The sequence below is a fragment of the Kordiimonas aestuarii genome, assembly GCF_025574465.1.
GTDB lineage: Bacteria > Pseudomonadota > Alphaproteobacteria > Sphingomonadales > Kordiimonadaceae > Kordiimonas > Kordiimonas aestuarii.
On record NZ_JAOBPP010000020.1, the window covers coordinates 381102 to 400606 of the forward strand.

General features: G+C 53.8%; 18 protein-coding genes and 4 tRNA genes. All 22 read left to right on the plus strand.

Translation table 11 applies throughout. The features are described from left to right. Nucleotides 1-137: 137 nt before the first annotated feature. Nucleotides 138-761, plus strand: a complete 624-nt coding sequence (gene clpP / locus OEU85_RS11180; protein WP_262691562.1) for an ATP-dependent Clp endopeptidase proteolytic subunit ClpP — start codon at nucleotides 138-140, stop codon at nucleotides 759-761. 114 nt (nucleotides 762-875) lie between these two features. Then, entirely contained in the window at nucleotides 876-2135 is a 1260-nt protein-coding gene (gene clpX, locus OEU85_RS11185) for an ATP-dependent Clp protease ATP-binding subunit ClpX (protein ID WP_394805408.1), read from the plus strand. A 178-nt stretch (nucleotides 2136-2313) separates the two neighbouring features. Next, entirely contained in the window at nucleotides 2314-4731 is a 2418-nt protein-coding gene (lon, locus tag OEU85_RS11190) for an endopeptidase La (protein WP_262691564.1), read from the plus strand. A 161-nt stretch (nucleotides 4732-4892) separates the two neighbouring features. After that, entirely contained in the window at nucleotides 4893-5168 is a 276-nt protein-coding gene (locus OEU85_RS11195; protein ID WP_262691565.1) for an HU family DNA-binding protein, read from the plus strand. A gap of 132 nt (nucleotides 5169-5300) precedes the next feature. Beyond that, nucleotides 5301-5376: transfer RNA gene (locus tag OEU85_RS11200), tRNA-Val, on the plus strand. Nucleotides 5377-5417: 41 nt separating this feature from the next. After that, nucleotides 5418-5493: transfer RNA gene (locus OEU85_RS11205), tRNA-Val, on the plus strand. An 88-nt stretch (nucleotides 5494-5581) separates the two neighbouring features. Then, nucleotides 5582-5872: a hypothetical protein gene (locus tag OEU85_RS11210; protein WP_262691566.1), complete on the plus strand. Its 291-nt coding sequence runs from the start codon at nucleotides 5582-5584 to the stop codon at nucleotides 5870-5872. A gap of 138 nt (nucleotides 5873-6010) precedes the next feature. Continuing rightward, nucleotides 6011-6087: transfer RNA gene (locus OEU85_RS11215), tRNA-Asp, on the plus strand. A gap of 259 nt (nucleotides 6088-6346) precedes the next feature. Beyond that, nucleotides 6347-6423, plus strand: a tRNA-Asp gene (locus tag OEU85_RS11220). 253 nt (nucleotides 6424-6676) lie between these two features. Further along, entirely contained in the window at nucleotides 6677-7042 is a 366-nt protein-coding gene (locus OEU85_RS11225; RefSeq protein WP_262691567.1) for an NADH-quinone oxidoreductase subunit A, read from the plus strand. Between the two features lie 17 nt (nucleotides 7043-7059). Beyond that, the gene (locus OEU85_RS11230; RefSeq protein ID WP_317277427.1) at nucleotides 7060-7587 is read left to right on the plus strand and encodes a NuoB/complex I 20 kDa subunit family protein; all 528 of its coding nucleotides are present in this window, start codon (nucleotides 7060-7062) and stop codon (nucleotides 7585-7587) included. Between the two features lie 92 nt (nucleotides 7588-7679). Further along, complete coding sequence (locus OEU85_RS11235; RefSeq protein WP_262691569.1) at nucleotides 7680-8315, plus strand: NADH-quinone oxidoreductase subunit C; 636 nt, start codon at nucleotides 7680-7682, stop codon at nucleotides 8313-8315. Continuing rightward, nucleotides 8315-9493 (plus strand): NADH-quinone oxidoreductase subunit D, encoded by a 1179-nt coding sequence (locus OEU85_RS11240; protein WP_262691570.1) that lies wholly within the window; start codon nucleotides 8315-8317, stop codon nucleotides 9491-9493. The genes OEU85_RS11235 and OEU85_RS11240 overlap by 1 nt, the downstream gene beginning before the upstream one ends. Next, on the plus strand, nucleotides 9490-10104 hold the full coding sequence (nuoE, locus tag OEU85_RS11245; protein ID WP_262691571.1) for an NADH-quinone oxidoreductase subunit NuoE: 615 nt from the start codon (nucleotides 9490-9492) through the stop codon (nucleotides 10102-10104). Before OEU85_RS11240 ends, nuoE begins: the two co-directional genes overlap by 4 nt. Then, nucleotides 10104-11384 (plus strand): NADH-quinone oxidoreductase subunit NuoF, encoded by a 1281-nt coding sequence (gene nuoF, locus OEU85_RS11250; protein ID WP_262691572.1) that lies wholly within the window; start codon nucleotides 10104-10106, stop codon nucleotides 11382-11384. The genes nuoE and nuoF overlap by 1 nt, the downstream gene beginning before the upstream one ends. Before the next feature lie 22 nt (nucleotides 11385-11406). Then, a complete protein-coding gene (gene nuoG / locus OEU85_RS11255; RefSeq protein ID WP_262691573.1) occupies nucleotides 11407-13458 on the plus strand; it encodes an NADH-quinone oxidoreductase subunit NuoG in 2052 nt (683 codons plus the stop codon). Then, on the plus strand, nucleotides 13451-14488 hold the full coding sequence (gene nuoH, locus OEU85_RS11260) for an NADH-quinone oxidoreductase subunit NuoH (protein WP_262691574.1): 1038 nt from the start codon (nucleotides 13451-13453) through the stop codon (nucleotides 14486-14488). The genes nuoG and nuoH overlap by 8 nt, the downstream gene beginning before the upstream one ends. A 16-nt stretch (nucleotides 14489-14504) precedes the next feature. After that, on the plus strand, nucleotides 14505-14993 hold the full coding sequence (nuoI, locus tag OEU85_RS11265; protein ID WP_262691575.1) for an NADH-quinone oxidoreductase subunit NuoI: 489 nt from the start codon (nucleotides 14505-14507) through the stop codon (nucleotides 14991-14993). A 16-nt stretch (nucleotides 14994-15009) separates the two neighbouring features. Then, a complete protein-coding gene (locus tag OEU85_RS11270; protein ID WP_262691576.1) occupies nucleotides 15010-15657 on the plus strand; it encodes an NADH-quinone oxidoreductase subunit J in 648 nt (215 codons plus the stop codon). Nucleotides 15658-15670: 13 nt separating this feature from the next. Continuing rightward, nucleotides 15671-15979 carry an NADH-quinone oxidoreductase subunit NuoK gene (nuoK, locus tag OEU85_RS11275; protein WP_262691577.1) on the plus strand — a complete coding sequence of 103 codons (309 nt, stop codon included), beginning with the start codon at nucleotides 15671-15673 and terminating at the stop codon, nucleotides 15977-15979. A gap of 7 nt (nucleotides 15980-15986) precedes the next feature. Continuing rightward, a complete protein-coding gene (gene nuoL / locus OEU85_RS11280) occupies nucleotides 15987-17918 on the plus strand; it encodes an NADH-quinone oxidoreductase subunit L (protein ID WP_394805415.1) in 1932 nt (643 codons plus the stop codon). Between the two features lie 18 nt (nucleotides 17919-17936). Then, nucleotides 17937-19502, plus strand: a complete 1566-nt coding sequence (locus tag OEU85_RS11285; protein ID WP_262691579.1) for an NADH-quinone oxidoreductase subunit M — start codon at nucleotides 17937-17939, stop codon at nucleotides 19500-19502. Nucleotides 19503-19505: the final 3 nt, after the last annotated feature.

Consider the following 19505-nt stretch of genomic DNA (forward strand, 5'->3'; position numbering starts at 1 on the left):
GTGAGGCCGTAGTGCCTATCTAATTGTGCCAGCACGGGGTTATTTCCTTGCCCGGTGTAAGCACAGTTTGCTACAGCTTGCCTCAAGACGTGTTGGCCACATTATCACACCTAGGCCGCTATTAACTGGAGTGCCCGATGAGCGATATTCTAGAGCCTTTACAAAGTGCCCTTGTCCCTATGGTTGTGGAACAAACCAACCGGGGAGAGCGGTCTTACGATATTTATTCCCGGCTGCTGAAAGAGCGCATCATCTTCCTCACAGGCCAGGTCGATGATCACATCGCTAGCCTCGTGGTGGCACAGCTTCTGTTTCTGGAAGCAGACAACCCCAAGAAAGATATCTCTTTCTATATCAACTCGCCGGGTGGCATTGTGACGTCGGGCCTCGCCATGTATGACACGATGCAATATATACGCCCCAAGGTGGCGACAATCTGTATTGGGCAGGCTTGCTCGATGGGGTCGCTCCTCCTGGCAGCAGGTGAGCCGGGCATGCGCTACGCGCTGCCAAATGCTCGTATCATGATACACCAGCCATCAGGCGGAGCCCGTGGACAGGCCGCAGACATCGAAATTCAGGCACGTGAAATCCTGAAATTGCGCGAACGCCTCAATCAGATTTACGTGAAACACACGGGCCAGAAGATCGAGGCGGTTGAGAAGGCGATGGATCGTGATAATTTCATGAATGCCGAAGAGGCCAAGAAATTCGGGCTGATCGACCATGTTTATACCTCGCGGGATGAGATCGAAAGCTGATCCATCTAATCCGCGCGTCATTCGTGAGCGTAGAATTTCTGAGGTTTTTTGTTGTAAGCATCTTTTTAACCAGTCTACGATAAAAAGAAGCAAAGAAAGTAAGCGGTGACAGACTTGAGTAACAGTGATTCGAAAAACACGCTCTATTGCTCCTTTTGCGGTAAAAGCCAGCACGAGGTTCGTAAACTTATCGCAGGACCAACGGTCTTTATCTGTGATGAGTGTGTCGAGCTGTGTAACGACATCATCAAGGAAGAAAGCAAGAGCGCTCTCGCCAAGGGGACCGACGGTGTGCCGGCGCCGCTTGATATTCTCAAGGTGCTTGATGATTATGTGATCGGACAGGGCAATGCCAAAAAAGTGCTGTCGGTTGCGGTTCATAACCATTACAAACGCCTGAACCATGCCAGTTCCACGAGCCAGGACGTTGAGCTTGCCAAGTCCAATATTCTGCTTGTTGGACCAACGGGTTGCGGTAAAACGCTGCTGGCGCAAACGCTTGCACGTATTCTTGATGTACCATTCACGATGGCGGACGCAACCACGCTGACCGAAGCTGGCTATGTGGGCGAAGATGTCGAAAATATCATCCTTAAGCTGCTGCAGTCAGCCGATTATAACGTTGAGCGTGCGCAGCGCGGCATCGTTTATATCGATGAGGTCGACAAGATCAGCCGCAAGTCTGACAACCCGTCCATCACACGAGACGTGTCCGGCGAGGGGGTGCAACAGGCGCTTCTCAAAATTATGGAAGGCACGGTCGCAAGTGTACCTCCGCAGGGGGGGCGCAAGCATCCACAACAGGAGTTCCTGCAGGTGGATACGACCAATATTCTCTTTATCTGTGGTGGGGCCTTTGCGGGACTCGATAAAGTGATCGCCAATCGGCTGCAGGGCAAATCCATTGGCTTCGGTGCCTCTGTCTCTAGCCCGGATGAACGCAGCGCTGGTGAGCTGTTCAAGGAAACAGAACCTGAGGATCTGCTCAAATTTGGCCTGATCCCGGAATTTGTCGGCCGACTCCCGGTAATTGCGACGCTCGAGGATCTTGACGAGGACGCGCTTGTACAAATTCTTTCTGCGCCGAAAAACGCTTTGCTCAAACAGTACCAGTGCCTGTTTGATATGGAAGATGTAAAGCTGACTTTCTCTGATGACGCCCTTTTTGCCGTTGCGAAGAAGGCAATCGAACGCAAAACAGGCGCTCGCGGCCTGCGCTCCATTATGGAAGACACGCTTCTCGACACCATGTTTGACCTGCCGTCCCTTGAGGGGGTGGAAGAAATTGTGGTCAACGCTGAGGTGGTTGAGGGCAAGGCGACTCCTCTGCAAATTTATGCAGACCGCCGTGATGAGGCAGGTCAACCAGCTTAAAAGCGGGAAAACAGCGATTTAAGGGGGTTGAAACGTAGGTTTCAGCCCCCATTTTCATGGTTAACGAGATAAAATAGGGCTACTGCCTAAATTTTATCGTCTTTTCCTTTCTTAATAGCGAGAAGAAGCCTAAAATTACGCTTCACATTCGCTTAATCTAGTTCTGGATGCTTTTCCTATGTCAGATTCTGCTCAAACAGAGACAAATACTGTAGTTTTGCCGGTCCTTCCGCTTCGCGATATTGTGGTTTTCCCACATATGATTGTGCCGCTTTTTGTCGGCCGTGATAAATCCGTTCGTGCGCTTGAAGAAGTCATGGCAAAAGACAAACAGATACTGCTCGTTGCGCAGAAGGAGGCTGGGGAGGACGACCCTGGCACAGAAGATGTTTTCGAGATCGGCACGGTTGCCAGCGTTTTACAGCTTTTGAAGCTGCCTGACGGGACGGTCAAAGTGCTGGTGGAAGGTTTCCATCGCGCCCAGATTGATGAGTTCGTTCGCGACGAAGACTATTTTGAAGCGCGTGCCACGATGCTGACTGCTGACGATTCGGACCCGTCGGAGGTTGAGGCGTTGAGCCGTTCCGTTGTGTCGCAGTTTGAGCAATATGTGAAATTGAATAAAAAGATTCCAGCCGAGGTTCTTGTGACCGTGGGCCAGATCGACGAAGCAGCCAAACTTGCAGACACGGTTGCGTCTCATCTCGCACTTAAAATCGATGATAAACAGGAGCTTTTGGCGACGACGTCGGTTGCGGAGCGGCTTGAGCGTATATTCGGCTTCATGGAAGACGAGATTGGTGTGCTGCAGGTGGAGAAGAAAATTCGTGGGCGTGTGAAACGTCAAATGGAGAAGACCCAGCGCGAATATTATCTGAACGAACAACTGAAGGCTATCCAGAAGGAGTTGGGCGAGGGCGATGATGGTCGCGAGGAGATCCTCGAGCTTGAGGACCGCATAAACAAAACCAAGTTGTCCAAGGAAGCCAAGGAAAAATGCCTGGCTGAGCTGAAAAAGCTCAAATCCATGAGCCCGATGTCGGCAGAAGCTACCGTTGTACGTAACTTCCTTGACTGGATGCTGAGTGTGCCGTGGTCCAAGAAAAGTCGGGTGAAAAAAGACATCAAGCTGGCACAAAAAGTTCTCGATACCGACCACTATGGCCTTGAGAAGGTCAAGGAACGTATCGTTGAGTATCTTGCCGTGCAGCAGCGCGCGAAAAAAATCAAGGGCCCGATTCTTTGTCTCGTTGGTCCCCCGGGCGTTGGTAAAACCTCGCTTGGTAAATCCATCGCGAAGGCAACAGGGCGCGAGTTTGTACGCTTCTCGCTCGGAGGTGTACGCGACGAGGCTGAGATCAGGGGGCACCGCCGCACCTATATAGGGTCCATGCCCGGCAAGGTGATGCAGTCGATGAAAAAGGCTGGTACCACCAATCCATTGTTCCTGTTCGACGAGATCGACAAGATGGGTCAGGATTTCCGCGGAGACCCAGCATCTGCACTTCTTGAGGTGCTTGACCCGGAACAAAACAACAAGTTTAACGACCACTATCTTGAGATCGACTACGACCTCTCGAATGTAATGTTCGTGACGACAGCTAACTCGCTTCGTATGCCGCGGCCCCTTCTGGACCGCATGGAGATCATTCATCTTTCCGGTTATACGGAAGATGAAAAAATTGAGATTGCCAAACGCCACCTGATCGCCAAACAGGTCCGTGACCATGGGCTGAAGAAAGACGAGTGGTCGATCTCTGATGGCGCGCTCAAGGACGTAGTGCGCTATTATACCCGTGAAGCGGGTGTGCGGAGCCTTGAGCGTGAGATCGCAAAGCTCGTGCGTAAGGCCGTAAAGGAAATTGTCGAAGGGTCAAAAGACAAAATTCAGGTAACATCCCGCAATCTCAGCCAATATGCAGGGGTGCGTAAATATCGCTTCGGTCAAGCCGAGGAGGAAGATCATATCGGCCTCACGACAGGCCTTGCCTGGACCGAGGTCGGCGGGGAGCTTCTTGCTATTGAGGCTGTGACTGTTCCTGGAAAGGGCCTTATCAAGCAGACCGGCAAGCTGGGCGATGTGATGAAAGAATCGATTCAGGCGGCCCGCTCATATGTGCACTCCCGTTGCGTGGACTTTGGGATCCATCCAAACGTTTTTGAAAAAAGGGATATACATATCCACGTGCCTGAGGGTGCGACTCCGAAAGATGGCCCCTCTGCCGGTGTTGCAATGTGCACATCGATTGTTTCTGTGCTCGCAGGCGTGCCAGTGAGAAAAAATATCGCGATGACCGGCGAGGTGACTCTGCGTGGTCGAGTCTTGCCAATCGGTGGCCTGAAGGAGAAGCTTCTCGCCGCACTGAGAGGCGGCATTACCAAGGTCCTGATCCCGAAAGACAACGAAAAAGACCTCGTTGAAATCCCGGAGAACGTGAAGAAAGGCCTTGAAATCGTTGCGGTTTCAACAGTCGATGAGGTTCTGGAGCATGCGCTTGCTGGCACGCTTGAACCGATGGACTGGCCGGAGGAGGATCCATCAAAAGAAGCGCCGCGAGATGATGACTCATCAGGGGAAGAATTGACGACTCATTAGGCCTTTGGTGCCGAATTGTTGAAAATTCAAGAAAAAAAAAGCTAAAAGCCGCAGTTTTCTGCGGTTTTTTGCTTTGACAAGCGCGTTTTTTATGGCCAAGATGCCCTCGCATTTCGGAACTAAACAACGAAATCAATCTCTTCAACTCAGAGGGGGATACCTTGAATAAAAACGATTTGATCGCAAAAGTTGCTGAAGCAGCTGACCTGTCCAAAGCTGATGCAGGTAAAGCCGTTGACGCTGTATTTGATTCCATCAGCGGTGCGCTGTCTTCCGGTGGCGAAGTTCGCCTCGTAGGCTTCGGTACGTTTGCTGTCGCTTCTCGCGCAGCAACCAAAGGCCGTAACCCGCGCACGGGTGAAGAAATCGACATTCCTGCTTCCAAGCAGCCTAAATTCAAGGCAGGCAAAGGTCTCAAGGACGCTGTAAACAGCTAAGTCTGATTACATGCACGATTTAAGAAGCGGCTGTGGAGAAATCTGCAGCCGTTTTCTTTTGAAAAAATAGAAAAAAAAGGGGTGGACAGCATGTCATTTTACCCCTAAAAGCGCGCTCACCACACAGCATGTGGGCGATTAGCTCAGTTGGTAGAGCATCTCGTTTACACCGAGAGGGTCGGCAGTTCGAGCCTGTCATCGCCCACCATTTTTCTCCTTGTTTACCAAGCTTGGAGGCGTGCCTTGTGAGGGCGATTAGCTCAGTTGGTAGAGCATCTCGTTTACACCGAGAGGGTCGGCAGTTCGAGCCTGTCATCGCCCACCATGGCTTTCTTTTCTTAAGCCCCGTTTCCTGATAGATATCCAGTGTGAGACCGTGCTCTTGTGGTGCGACCTCGACATTTGAGAGTCTTATGAGCACAGAGCAGAAGAAAACAGGGCAGGGGCCACCGCCGCTAGGTCCTATTGTTGAGATTGAGGCTTCCTGGGCGCCGCGTGACCCGCGTGACCGCCTTTATGACGACGACGCTACCGGGCGGGAACGGACCATGTCATTCATTCGAATCCTGGCCGCTTTTCACCCTGTGCTGAATGCCTTTGTTCTTGTTGGGGATATGGTGACGCGTTTGCCTAAGAGCGTTCTTTTCGCACTTGTTTTCGCATTGCTGGTTGGTGGTATCTGGATGGCCTTTGTCGCGGGATAGTTTTTCAAACCAGAAGGCTTTAAGCTGAGCGGAAACCGCAGGTTTATGCAGTGTTTTCGTCATTGCACAAATAATCGCAAAAAAGATGATTGACACTCGGGCGCCCACGCCCTAAACACCCCCTCACGCAAGCGATGCGCGGGTGTAGCTCAGATGGTTAGAGTATCGGCCTGTCACGCCGAGGGTCGCGGGTTCGAGCCCCGTCACTCGCGCCACTTGCCTCTCCTTCAGGAGATCACAAAAGCCTCCGGACTTAGGTTCGGAGGCTTTTTTGCTTTCGGCTTGCTCAAGATATGTTCTTAAACGCTAACGTAATGATTCGGTGAATGTTTCTCCCCTTTGGCCAAATATTGACCCTCGGTGAACCCGATAGCCGCAGGCACATACCGGGCAGAGAAAAAAGTGCGAAAAAATTGTCATTCTGTGATTGACAAGGTTGGGGCAAAATCATAAAACCCGCTCCGCAAGCAGTGCGCGGGTGTAGCTCAGATGGTTAGAGTATCGGCCTGTCACGCCGAGGGTCGCGGGTTCGAGCCCCGTCACTCGCGCCACTTGCTTGAACCCCTTGAGGGTCTATGAAAACGCGTTCCGGTACTGCCGGGCGCGTTTTTTTGTTTCTTTTTCATTTCTGCGTCGTTTGGCCGCTTTTTCCCTGAAAGTCCCGGCACGTAAGCTTTTCATTAAGCATTTCAAGGTCTATACTCGCGCGCAACCGCCTAGAGGGCAAATTCACCCTTTACTGTCGGCAGATCGGTCGATAAAAGGGCGCAGTAATTAGGGCCAATTAAACAAAAAGGGACTCCCATGGAGTCGTTGCTCATACAATATCTTCCGATCCTGATCTTTCTCGGGATCGCCATCGCATTCTCACTCGTTTTCGTCGGTGCGGCGGTGCTTATCGCAAAGCAAAATCCGGATGACGAAAAACTGTCAGCTTACGAGTGTGGCTTCGAAGCATTTGATGACGCCCGTCACCAGTTTGATGTGCGCTTCTATCTCGTGGCTATTCTGTTCATTATTTTCGACCTTGAGGTCGCCTTCCTGTTTCCCTGGGCTGTGTCCCTTGGTGATATCGGCGTCTATGGATTCTGGTCGATGATGATCTTCCTCGGCGTACTGACGGTTGGCTTCATCTATGAATGGAACAAAGGAGCGCTGGAATGGGAGTAGTACAACCAAACAGCCCAATGGGCCCGGATGGCACTGGAACGCCAGCCGCAGATGGCGCTTTTCTCGAATCGCTCAATGAAGAGCTGACGGAAAAAGGCTTTGTGGTAACCTCGCTTGAGGACCTCATCAATTGGGCTCGTACCGGCTCCCTGTGGTGGATGACCTTTGGCCTCGCGTGTTGTGCGGTCGAGATGATGCATTCCGGTACACCGCGCTATGATGTTGAGCGTTTTGGCTTTGCACCACGCGGCAGCCCACGCCAGTCGGATGTGATGATTGTTGCCGGTACGCTGACCAACAAGATGGCTCCGGCGCTTCGCAAAGTGTACGACCAGATGCCTGAGCCACGTTATGTGATCTCCATGGGCTCGTGTGCGAACGGCGGCGGTTATTATCACTATTCGTATTCGGTGGTGCGCGGCTGCGACCGCATCGTGCCTGTCGATATCTATGTACCTGGTTGTCCTCCGACCGCAGAGGCGCTCGTTTACGGTATTTTGCAACTTCAACGCAAAATTCGCCGGACAGGCACCATTAACCGGTAAATCTCATCCGAAGCCCCCTGCAAGCTTGAGGGTGCTTCGCTGTGTGCTTGCGGCAGATATCGCCGCACATCATAAAAGGAGCGCGAGAGCGCATGACGGATAACGCATTAGCTGGACTTGGCGACCACATCGCCAGCAGTCTTGAAAATGAAGTGGCCTCGGCGACAGTCGCTTTTGGCGAGCTGACTGTCATTGCCCGTGCCGAACATATTCAAAAAGTTCTCACCTTCCTGCGTGACAATCAGGAATGCATGTTCAAGCAACTGGTTGATATCTGCGGAGCGGACTATCCGGGGCGCACCAAGCGGTTTGATGTGGTTTACCACATGCTCAGCGTACAGCTTAACCAGCGCGTCCGAGTGAAAGTGGAAACCGATGCCGACACACCCGTACCAAGCGTGACGGACGTTTTCCCCGCCGCTGGCTGGTACGAGCGTGAGGCGTGGGACATGTACGGCATCTTTTTCGCTGACCACCCGGACCTGCGCCGAATGTTGACGGATTATGGCTTCCAGGGGCACCCACTCAGGAAAGACTTTCCGCTGACGGGCTTTGTCGAGCTTCGTTACTCGGAAGATCAAAAACGTGTGGTGTATGAACCGGTGAAGCTCAAGCAGGAATTTCGCGACTTCGATTTCATGAGCCCATGGGAAAGCGCAAAATATGTGCTCCCGGGTGACGAGAAAGCTGAAGGTGACGCTGCGCCCAAGAAAGAGGGGGCAAAATAATGGCTGAAGTTGATATCAAGAACTATTGCCTGAACTTTGGCCCACAGCACCCGGCGGCGCACGGCGTGCTTCGTATGGTGCTTGAGCTGGACGGTGAAGTGATTGAGCGGGTTGACCCGCACATTGGCCTGTTGCACCGGGGCACGGAAAAATTGATCGAGCACAAGCAGTACCTGCAGGCGATGCCATATTTCGACCGACTCGATTATGTTGCGCCGATGAATCAGGAGCATGCCTTTTGTCTTGCGATTGAAAAGCTTCTCGAGCTTGAGGTGCCGGAGCGCGGCCAATATGTGCGGGTGCTATACTGCGAGATCGGTCGTATCCTTAATCACATTCTGAACCTGACCACGCACGCGCTTGACGTTGGTGCGATGACGCCGATCACATGGATGTTCGAGGAACGCGAAAAGCTGATGGAATTCTATGAGCGTGCCTCTGGCGCGCGTTTCCACGCGGCCTACTTCCGCCCAGGTGGCGTCCATCAGGACCTGCCACCTGATCTTCTGGAAGATATAATGGCGTGGACGGAAACCTACCCGCAGATGATTGCGGATATGGAGGCGCTTCTGGTTGATAACCGTATCTTCAAGCAGCGCAACGTTGACATTGGGGTATTCTCGGCGGAAGAGGCACTTGCATGGGGCTTCTCCGGCCCGATGCTGCGTTCAACCGGCATGGCTTGGGATCTACGCAAATCACAGCCCTATGAGGTCTATGACAAGATGGACTTCAAAGTGGCGATCGGTAACGCAGGTGACTGTTATGATCGCTTCATGATCCGTATCGCGGAGATGAAAGAATCGCTCAAGATCATGCGTCAGTGTATCGAGCAGATGCCTGGCGGGCCGGTGATGTCGGTCAATACCAAGGTTGCGCCACCGCGTCGGAGTGAGATGAAACGCTCGATGGAAGCGCTCATCCACCACTTCAAGCTCTACACAGAGGGTTTCAAGGTGCCGGAAGGTGAGGTCTACGCAGCCGTGGAAGCGCCGAAGGGCGAATTTGGGGTGTATCTGGTGTCGGACGGGTCGAACCGGCCTTACCGCTGTAAGATTCACGCACCTGGCTTCTCGCACCTTCAGGCGATGGATTTCTTGTGCCGTGGGCACATGCTCGCGGACGCGCCAGCTGTCCTTGGCGCAATGGATATTGTATTTGGTGAGGTGGACCGATGAGTGCGGTAACCCAAAACGACGATCAGAAGTTCGAGTGGACGCCCGAAAACGAGGCGCTCGCGCAGAAACATGTCGCGAAGTATCCTGAAGGGCGCCAGCAAAGCGCTGTGATGCCGCTTCTTGATATTGCGCAGCGTCAGAATGGTGGCCATGTCACGCAGGAGATCATGGAATATATCGCGGATTACCTCGATATGGCACCAATCAAGGTGATGGAGGTCGCGACCTTTTATACCATGTATAACCACCAGCCGATTGGTAAGCACCACGTACAGGTTTGCGGTACGACACCGTGCTGGCTACGCGGCGCTGATGACATCATGAAGGCGTGTAAAACCCACCTCGGTATCGAGAAGGGTGAGACAACCGATGACGGCTTGATCACACTTTCAGAAGTTGAGTGTGCGGGCGCTTGTGTGAACGCGCCAGTGGTAGCCATCGGCGATGACTATTTCGAAGATCTGACACCCGAGAGCATGGTCGAGCTTCTGAACAAGCTCAAAAATGGTGAGACCGTGAAGCCCGGTCCTCAGATTGATCGTCAGAACAGTGCTCCGTTCGGTGGCCCGACATCGCTCAAGGAATTTAAAGGCAAAGGGGAGGATGCATAATGCTTGCAGATAAAGATCGCATCTTCACCAACCTGTATGGTTTTGAAAGCCCTGGTATTGAAGCCGCGATGAAACGTGGCGACTGGGACGGGACCAAGGACCTGATCGCCAAGGGTAAAGACTGGATCATCAATGAGATGAAAGAGTCGGGCCTGCGCGGCCGTGGTGGTGCCGGCTTCCCGACGGGGCTCAAATGGTCTTTCATGCCGAAAGAATCAGATGGCCGTCCGTCCTACCTCGTAATTAACGCCGATGAGGGCGAGCCAGGCACGTGTAAAGACCGGGACCTCATGCGTCATGATCCACACAAGCTGCTGGAAGGTTGTCTGATCGCCGGGTTCGCGATGAATGCCATCGCAGCTTACATCTATATCCGGGGCGAGTTTTACCGCGAAGCGGAAGCGCTTGAGCGCGCCATCGAGGAAGCCTACGCAAAAGGGTTTCTGGGCAAAAACGCTTGTGGCACCGGTTATGACTTCGACATTTATGTGCACCGCGGTGCGGGCGCTTATATTTGCGGCGAAGAAACCGCACTGATTGAAAGCCTTGAAGGCAAGAAGGGCCAGCCGCGCCTGAAGCCACCGTTCCCAGCGAACGTTGGTGTGTGGGGTTGTCCGACCACGGTAAACAACGTCGAATCCATTGCGGTTGCACCGACAATCCTGCGTCGTGGCGCCTCGTGGTTCTCGGGCCTTGGCCGACCCAACAATACGGGCACCAAGGTATTCTCTATCTCCGGCCATGTGAACAATCCATGCAATGTGGAAGAAGAGATGGGTATCCCGCTCAAGGAACTCATTGAGAAACACGCTGGCGGCGTTCGTGGCGGTTGGGACAACTTGCTTGCGGTGATCCCCGGCGGTTCGTCGGTGCCGGTGCTGCCGAAAGAGATTTGCGACACCGTGTTGATGGACTTCGATAGCCTGCGTGAAGTGCAGTCCGGTCTTGGTACTGCGGCGGTGATCGTGATGGACAAGTCGACCGACATCGTCAAAGCGATAGCGCGTCTGAGCGAATTCTACAAACACGAAAGCTGCGGCCAGTGTACGCCGTGCCGTGAAGGCACCGGCTGGATGTGGCGGGTGATGGAACGTCTTGTCGAAGGCAAGGCGGAGAAGTCGGAGATCGATACGCTTCTCGATGTCTCTAAACAGATTGAGGGTCATACCATTTGCGCGCTTGGCGACGCAGCGGCTTGGCCGATCCAGGGTTTGATGCGCCACTTCCGTCACGAAGTGGAAGCGCGTATCGATGCATATCATGCCAAAGCGGCTGAATAGAGCGCATGGCAAGGAGAGTTAGATGCCCACGCTAACCATTGATGGAAAAGAAGTAACTGTCGAGCCGGGTACCACGGTTCTGCAGGCGTGTGAGGAAATCGGTGTCGAAGTGCCGCGTTTCTGTTATCACGAACGCCTGTCGATCGCCGGTAACTGCCGGATGTGCCTTGTTGACATGGAGCGTTCGCCCAAGCCGATTGCAAGCTGTGCGATGCCAGCGGGTGACGGTATGGTGATTCACACCAACACGGAACGCGTGAAAAAAGCGCGTGAAGGGGTGATGGAATTCCTGCTGATCAATCACCCGCTTGATTGTCCGATTTGTGACCAGGGCGGGGAATGTGACCTGCAGGACCAAGCCATGGCTTTCGGTCGCGGCGTCAACCGGTTTGATGAGAACAAGCGTGCGGTTGAAGACAAGCACATGGGTCCGCTCATTTCCACGACCATGACACGCTGTATTCATTGCATGCGTTGCGTTCGCTTCTCTGAAGAAGTTGCAGGCGTGGATGATATGGGCGCGCTGTGGCGCGGTGAACATTCCGAGATCACCACCTACCTGGAAAAAACGCTGGACAGCGAGATGTCCGGCAATGTGATTGATCTCTGCCCGGTTGGTGCGCTTACGAGCAAACCATACGCCTTCACGGCACGCAGCTGGGAACTTAAACACACCGAAAGCATTGACGTGATGGATGCTGTTGGCTCCAACATTAGCGTTGATACGCGCGGTGCCGCAGTGATGCGTATCCTGCCGCGCCTGAATGAGGACGTGAACGAGGAATGGATTTCCGACAAAACCCGCTTCGTCTATGACGGCCTGAAGAAGCGCCGCCTTGACCGCCCGTACATTCGCAAGAACAGGAAGCTTGAAGAAGCAACCTGGGGTGACGCGTTTGAGGCGATCAAGAAAAAGCTGACTGGCGTCAAGGGCGATGAGATTGCAGCGATTGTTGGCGATCTGGCCGACATGGAATCGATGCTGGCGCTCAAAGACCTGATGGCCTCGTTTGGTGCCAGCCGTATCGAAGGCCGTCAGGACGGCGCGGCGATTGATGCGAGCGTTCGGGCAGGCTACCTGTTTAACACCGGTATTGCGAACATTGAGGAAGCGGATTATCTGCTGCTTGTTGGTTGTGACCCTCGCAATGAAGCGCCGATTGTCAATACGCGTATCCGCAATGCCGTACGACATCACGGCTTGAAAGTTGGCAACATCGGGAATGCCGCCGATCTGACCTATAAGGTTGAAGAGTTTGGCGACGACGCAAAGTTCATCAAGGCGGCCTCAACGGGCCGCCATGAGGCTGCAAAAGCGCTTAAGGCGGCCAAGAACCCGATGATTGTCGTGGGGCAGGCCGCGCTGGCCCGTGAAGATGGCGCGGCTATTCTCAAGGCGGCCCGCGATATTGCTGACCGTTACTGCATTCGGGAAGACTGGAATGGCTTTAACTTGTTGCACACCGCCGCCGCGCGTGTTGGCGCCATGGATCTGGGGCTGACCGCAGACGGTGGTGTTGACGCCATTCTCGATGATGCTGAAGCGGGTAAGCTGAAAGCGGTCATCCTGCTTGGTGCTGATGAAGTTGACACAAGTGCGCTCAAGAAAACCTTCACGGTTTATCTGGGGACACATGGTGACGAAGGCGTGAAAAACGCTGACGTTATCCTGCCGGGGGCTGCGTATACCGAGAAATCAGGCACCTACATCAACACCGAAGGCCGAGTGCAACGTACTGAGAAAGCTCACTTTGCCCCGGGGGATGCCCGTGAAGACTGGACAATCTTGAGGGCACTTTCTGACATTGTTGGTACGACGCTGCCATACAACACCATCGGAGAGTTGCGCGCCCGTCTGGCTGAGGCCGCACCGGCAACCGCTATCCGCGACGAGCGACCAAGCGAAGTCTGGGGCGACTTTGGTACCAAGGGCGATATCGCCGAAGGCGGCATCGCACCGATTATCGACAATTTCTATCTGACCAACCCGATTGCCCGTGCGAGCCAGATCATGGCTGACTGCGTTGCAGCGCGCGGCTTCGAGGATGAGGAGGCGACGGGAACCCATGGTTGAGGCGCTTTATAACCTGTTCGGTGGCGAAGGACCGTTCCTCTATTTTCTTGCGATCACCGCATCGATCATGGCGGTCGTGCTGCCGCTGACCATCTCGGTTGCCTTTGCGGTGTATTTCGACCGCAAGATCTGGGCGGCGGTGCAGATGCGTCGCGGTCCGAACGTGGTCGGCCCGTTTGGCCTGCTGCAGTCTTTTGCCGACGGCATCAAACTTTTCCTGAAGGAAACCATCATCCCGGCAGGCGCCAACAAGGCGATCTTCCTGATGGCACCGATGATTACCTTCACACTTGCCCTGATTTCCTGGGCGGTTATCCCGTTTGATGAGGGCATGGCACTTTCTGACTTGAACGTGGGTGTCTTGTATATCCTCGCGATCTCAAGCCTTGGGGTGTATGGCATCATCATGTCGGGCTGGGCGTCAAACAGCCGCTATGCTTTCCTCGGTGGCCTGCGTTCCGCGGCGCAGATGGTATCCTACGAGGTATCCATCGGCTTTGTGCTGGTGTGTGTGCTGGTGAAAGTGGGCTCGCTGAACCTGAGCGACGTGGTGTTCGCGCAAGAGGGCGGGGTGCTGAGCTGGCACTTTATCCCCTTCTTCCCGATCTTCATCATTTTCTTTATCTCGGCACTGGCGGAGACCAACCGCCCACCATTTGACCTCCCGGAAGCGGAAGCCGAGCTTGTGGCCGGGTATCAGGTCGAATATTCCTCGATGGCGTTTGCGCTCTTTTTCCTCGGTGAATATGCGAACATTCTGTTGATGTCCGTTGTAATGGCGATCCTGTTCTTCGGCGGTTGGTACGCACCAATCCCGGCGCTGGACTTCATCCCGGGTTTCCTGTGGTTGTTTGCCAAAACCGCCATCTTCTTCTGGTTGTTTGCTATGGTGAAGGCATTCGTACCGCGTTACCGCTACGACCAGCTCATGCGCCTTGGCTGGAAAGTATTCCTGCCGCTGTCGCTGGCATTTGTCATTATTTACTCGGGGGTCATGGTTTACGCCGGTTGGCTCCCTTCACACGGATAACGGAGAGGCTTGAAGAATGACTGCTATCGTACAAGCCGCTAAAAGCTTGCTATTGAAGGAATTTTGGGCAGCCTTGGTGCTGACTACCAAATATTTCTTCCGTCCAAAAGTGACGATCAACTACCCTTATGAGAAGGGGCCGTTGTCGCCTCGTTTCCGGGGGGAGCACGCGCTTCGTCGTTATCCCAACGGGGAAGAACGTTGTATTGCGTGCAAATTGTGTGAGGCTATCTGCCCGGCACAGGCGATCACGATTGAGGCCGAGCCACGTGAAGATGGTTCCCGCCGCACTACACGATATGACATCGACATGACCAAATGCATTTACTGCGGTTTCTGTCAGGAAGCCTGCCCGGTGGATGCTATTGTCGAAGGTCCGAATTTTGAGTTCGCGACCGAGACCCGTGAAGAGCTGATGTATAACAAAGACAAGTTGCTCGCCAATGGTGAGCGCTGGGAGCGCGAGATCGCGGCGAATATCGCCCTTGACGCGCCGTACCGTTAAGGCAGGGGTGGAATACATGGATTTTGCTTCGACACTTCCTGCGGCTGCCTTCTGGCTGTTCGCTGCCATTACGGTCCTTTCGGGCCTGATGGTCATTTCCTCGAGAAATCCGGTGCACTCCGTGCTCTGGCTTATTCTCGCATTCTTCTCTGCCGCCGGGCTATTTGTCCTGATGGGGGCCGAGTTCCTCGCCATGCTGCTCGTGATTGTGTACGTGGGCGCGGTTGCGGTGCTCTTCCTTTTCGTTGTGATGATGCTGGACATCAACTTTGTTGAGCTGCGTCAGGGTTTCCTTCAGTACCTGCCGATCGGTGCGCTGATCGGGCTGATCCTGCTTGCGGAACTTGTAACGCTAGGAACAGCCTGGACATTTGGCAGCGATATCTCACTCAATGCGGCGTCACCGGCGCCCGCGATCGAGCAGGTAGAGAACACCCGGGCGCTCGGTTCGGTGATTTACACTGATTATATTTTCATCTTCCAGACTGCGGGGCTGATCCTGCTGGTGGCTATGATTGGCGCCATTGTGCTGACGCACCGTGATCGTGTGGGTGTGAAGCGCCAGAATATTGGTAAGCAGAACGCGCGTCGGCCGGAAGATGCATATGAACTCGTTGATGTGGAAGTTGGTAAGGGTGTGCCCATGCCAACCAAAAAAGGGTAGGGGACGATAGTCCATGACTATTGGGTTAGGACATTATCTGACGGTCGCCGCGATCCTGTTTGTATTCGGGATTTTCGGTATCTTCCTCAATCGGAAGAACGTCATCATCATTCTTATGTCGGTCGAGCTGATGCTTCTGGCTGTCAATATCAACCTCGTGGCCTTTTCAACGCATCTCAATGACCTTGTGGGCCAGGTGTTCGCGATGTTCGTGCTCACGGTCGCTGCGGCTGAAGCTGCTATCGGCCTCGCGATCCTCGTTGTGTATTTCCGCAGCCGTGGTTCGATCGCGGTTGAAGACATCAACCAGATGAAGGGGTAGGGCAATGATGTATAAACTTATTGTTTTCTTGCCGCTTATCGGCTTTCTGGTTGTTGGCATGTTTGGCCGCAAATTGGGTGACAAAGCCAGCCAGTTGATTACGTCCTCGCTTGTGAGCATTGCTGCGATCCTCTCTTGGGTGGCCTTTGCTGAAATCGCGCTCGCGGGCCAGCAGGCTAGCGTTCATGTACTGGACTGGGTGTCTTCGGGCACGCTGAACTTCTCATGGGCATTCAAGATCGACACACTCACCGCTGTGATGCTGATCGTGGTGAACACGGTGTCTGCACTCGTGCACTGGTATTCCATGGGCTACATGCACGAAGATCCCGACAAACCGCGTTTTTTCGCGTACCTGTCGCTCTTCACTTTTGCCATGCTCATGCTGGTGACCTCCGACAACCTTGTGCAGATGTTCTTCGGATGGGAAGGCGTGGGCCTTGCGTCCTACCTTCTCATCGGCTTCTGGTTCAAGAAGCCAAGTGCCAACGCGGCGGCCATCAAGGCATTTGTAGTTAACCGCGTGGGTGACTTTGGTTTCGCGCTTGGTATCTACGGGTGTTTCGTGCTGTTTGGTTCGGTAGAGTTCGAGACAATCTTCTCCACCGCGGCACAGTACCAGAATGCGACGATCACCTTCCTTGGCCATGAGTATCACGCCCTGACGGTGATTTGCCTGCTGTTGTTTGTGGGTGCCATGGGTAAATCTGCGCAGCTAGGCCTGCACACATGGCTGCCAGACGCGATGGAAGGCCCGACACCTGTTTCGGCGCTCATTCACGCCGCCACCATGGTAACCGCCGGTGTGTTCCTCGTGGCGCGTTTCAGCCCTGTGTTCCAGTATGCGCCGGATGCCCTTGTTGTGGTTACAATAATTGGTGCCGCGACTGCCTTCTTTGCCGCAAGTGTTGGCCTTGTGCAGAACGACATAAAACGCGTGATCGCCTATTCGACGTGTTCGCAGCTTGGTTACATGTTCTTCGCGCTTGGTGTCGGGGCTTATGGGGGTGCCATTTTCCACCTGTTTACACATGCTTTCTTCAAGGCGCTTCTTTTCCTTGGCGCTGGGTCTGTGATCCACGCAATGCACCATGAACAAGACATGCGTAACATGGGGGGGCTTCTGAAAAAAATCCCACTGACAGCCGGTGTTATGTTCATCGGTAACCTTGCAATCACTGGTTTCCCGCTCCTGTCTGGTTTCTATTCGAAAGACATGATCATCGAAGCTGCGTACGCATCCCATGCCCCGGGGGCTGAGTTTGCCTTTGTGATGGGGGTTGCCGCGGCGTTGATGACAAGCTTTTACAGCTGGCGTCTGTGGTTCATGACCTTTATGGGCGAAACCCGCGCTGACCACCACACCTATGATCATGCTCACGAAGGGCCATGGACAATTCGTCTGCCGCTTATCGTACTGGCTATTGGTGCGATATTTGCGGGCTATGTGTTCCATGAAGCCTTCATCGGTGACGGTCGTGTCGCCTTCTGGAACGGCGCTTTGGTCACTTCTGCGCATGACATCATGACGGAGGCACACCACGTGCCGTTCGCCGTCAAGGCTATGCCGTTTATTGTGATGGTTCTGGGCGCGGTAATCGCCATGTGGTTCTACCTTCGCAAAACAGACCTGCCACAGCGCACCGCTGAGATGTGGGATGGGCTTTATGCCTTCCTGCTCAACAAATGGTACTTTGATGAGCTTTATAACTTTGCGCTTGTACGCCCGGCCTTCTGGCTTGGCCGCTTCTTCTGGAAGCGCGGGGATGAGCAGACCATTGATGGCTTCGGCCCCAATGGTGTGTCGTCTGCCATTGGCGCCATCGCGGCGAAGGCTCGCAAACTGCAATCCGGTTATGTGTACCACTATGCGTTTGCCATGATCATTGGCCTTGCGCTCGTGGTGACATGGTTTATGGCCCAAGGTGGCGGACACTAAGGGCAGGGGATATTTAAGATGATTTTTCTGGAACATTACCTGCTCTCGCTGATGATGCTTGTACCGATGATCGGTGCGGCCTTTGTCCTCATCGTGCGTCACCAGGATAAAGAGATTGAGAAGCGCAACATCCGTTGGGTAACGCTTCTCGCAACACTCTTCACTTTTGCGCTCAGCATCGTGTTGTGGGCAGGCTTTGACGGCTCAACCGCTGACTTCCAATTCGTGGAAAAATACGAGTGGGTGGGCAACAGCATCAGCTATCATGTTGGTGTGGACGGTATTTCCATGCTGTTCGTGGTGCTGACAGCCTTCCTGATGCCGATTGTTGTGCTTGCCAGTTGGGAAGCGATCGAAACCCGCGTGAAGGAATATATGATTGCCTTCCTGCTGCTTGAAACCCTGATGATCGGGGTGTTCTCGGCGCTCGATATCTTCCTTTTCTACGTCTTCTTCGAAGGCGGGCTGATCCCGATGTATCTGATCATCGGCGTATGGGGCGGTCTGAACCGTATTTATGCGAGCTTCAAATTCTTCCTCTATACGCTTCTCGGGTCGGTCCTTATGCTTGTGGCGGTGTTCTATATGTTCATCGAGACCGGCACGACCGATATTCCGATGCTGATGAACCATCACTTCGACGCGAATGTGCAGAATTTGTTATGGCTCGCCTTCTTTGCTTCTTTCGCAGTGAAGATGCCGATGTGGCCGGTGCATACCTGGTTGCCTGACGCGCACGTACAGGCGCCAACAGCAGGCTCTGTGATTCTTGCGGGTGTCCTTCTGAAGATGGGTGGCTATGGTTTCCTTCGGTTCAGCTTGCCGATGTTCCCGGATGCAACGATGCACTTCGCATGGCTGGTGTTTGGCCTGTCAATTGTGGCCATCATCTACACCTCGCTCGTTGCGATGGTGCAGGAAGACATCAAGAAGTTGATTGCCTATTCTTCTGTCGCGCACATGGGCTTCGTGACCATCGGTATCTTTGTGCTCAACACAAATGGTATCGAAGGCGCGATCTTTACCATGCTCAGTCACGGTATTGTCTCGGGCGCGTTGTTCCTTTGTGTGGGTGTCATTTATGACCGCCTGCACACGCGGGAAATTTCGCGCTATGGCGGTTTGTCCATCAACATGAAGCTTTACGCGGTTACCTTTGTCATCTTTTCGATGGCGTCGATCGGTCTGCCGGGCATGAGCGGCTTTGTCGGCGAATTCCTGGTCCTCAACGGCGCCTTCACCTTCAGCAGTTGGCTGGCACTTCTGGCGTCGACCGGCGTGGTACTGGGGGCGGCATATATGCTTTACCTTGTACGTCGCCTTGTGTTTGGCGAACTGGACAAGGATGACGTGAAGGCAATGCCGGACCTGACTTTGCGTGAGAAGATTATTTTTGCGCCGCTGATCGCTGTCGTGTTCTGGATGGGCATTTACCCGAACAGCTTCCTCGACCCGATCCACGCGTCAGTTGAGAACCTGATTGATACTAAATTCCCTGTGGTGGCAAATGAGACGGTTGTGGGCGAAGGCGCCGCGACCGAACATGACACCCCTGCAGTTGAAGCGCACCAAGAAGCGCACTAAGGA

What these genes read in the sequence shown, in the direction of transcription:
- nuoF (WP_262691572.1), top strand. Translation starts at nt 10,104, where the DNA reads ATGCTTGCAGATAAAGATCGCATCTTCACCAACCTGTATGGTTTTGAA.
- nuoI (WP_262691575.1), top strand. Translation starts at nt 14,505, where the DNA reads ATGACTGCTATCGTACAAGCCGCTAAAAGCTTGCTATTGAAGGAATTT.
- nuoL (WP_394805415.1), top strand. Translation starts at nt 15,987, where the DNA reads ATGTATAAACTTATTGTTTTCTTGCCGCTTATCGGCTTTCTGGTTGTT.
- OEU85_RS11270 (WP_262691576.1), top strand. Translation starts at nt 15,010, where the DNA reads ATGGATTTTGCTTCGACACTTCCTGCGGCTGCCTTCTGGCTGTTCGCT.
- OEU85_RS11235 (WP_262691569.1), top strand. Translation starts at nt 7,680, where the DNA reads ATGACGGATAACGCATTAGCTGGACTTGGCGACCACATCGCCAGCAGT.
- nuoH (WP_262691574.1), top strand. Translation starts at nt 13,451, where the DNA reads ATGGTTGAGGCGCTTTATAACCTGTTCGGTGGCGAAGGACCGTTCCTC.
- clpP (WP_262691562.1), top strand. Translation starts at nt 138, where the DNA reads ATGAGCGATATTCTAGAGCCTTTACAAAGTGCCCTTGTCCCTATGGTT.
- nuoG (WP_262691573.1), top strand. Translation starts at nt 11,407, where the DNA reads ATGCCCACGCTAACCATTGATGGAAAAGAAGTAACTGTCGAGCCGGGT.
- OEU85_RS11230 (WP_317277427.1), top strand. Translation starts at nt 7,060, where the DNA reads ATGGGCCCGGATGGCACTGGAACGCCAGCCGCAGATGGCGCTTTTCTC.
- nuoK (WP_262691577.1), top strand. Translation starts at nt 15,671, where the DNA reads ATGACTATTGGGTTAGGACATTATCTGACGGTCGCCGCGATCCTGTTT.
- OEU85_RS11210 (WP_262691566.1), top strand. Translation starts at nt 5,582, where the DNA reads ATGAGCACAGAGCAGAAGAAAACAGGGCAGGGGCCACCGCCGCTAGGT.
- OEU85_RS11285 (WP_262691579.1), top strand. Translation starts at nt 17,937, where the DNA reads ATGATTTTTCTGGAACATTACCTGCTCTCGCTGATGATGCTTGTACCG.
- OEU85_RS11225 (WP_262691567.1), top strand. Translation starts at nt 6,677, where the DNA reads ATGGAGTCGTTGCTCATACAATATCTTCCGATCCTGATCTTTCTCGGG.
- OEU85_RS11240 (WP_262691570.1), top strand. Translation starts at nt 8,315, where the DNA reads ATGGCTGAAGTTGATATCAAGAACTATTGCCTGAACTTTGGCCCACAG.
- nuoE (WP_262691571.1), top strand. Translation starts at nt 9,490, where the DNA reads ATGAGTGCGGTAACCCAAAACGACGATCAGAAGTTCGAGTGGACGCCC.
- lon (WP_262691564.1), top strand. Translation starts at nt 2,314, where the DNA reads ATGTCAGATTCTGCTCAAACAGAGACAAATACTGTAGTTTTGCCGGTC.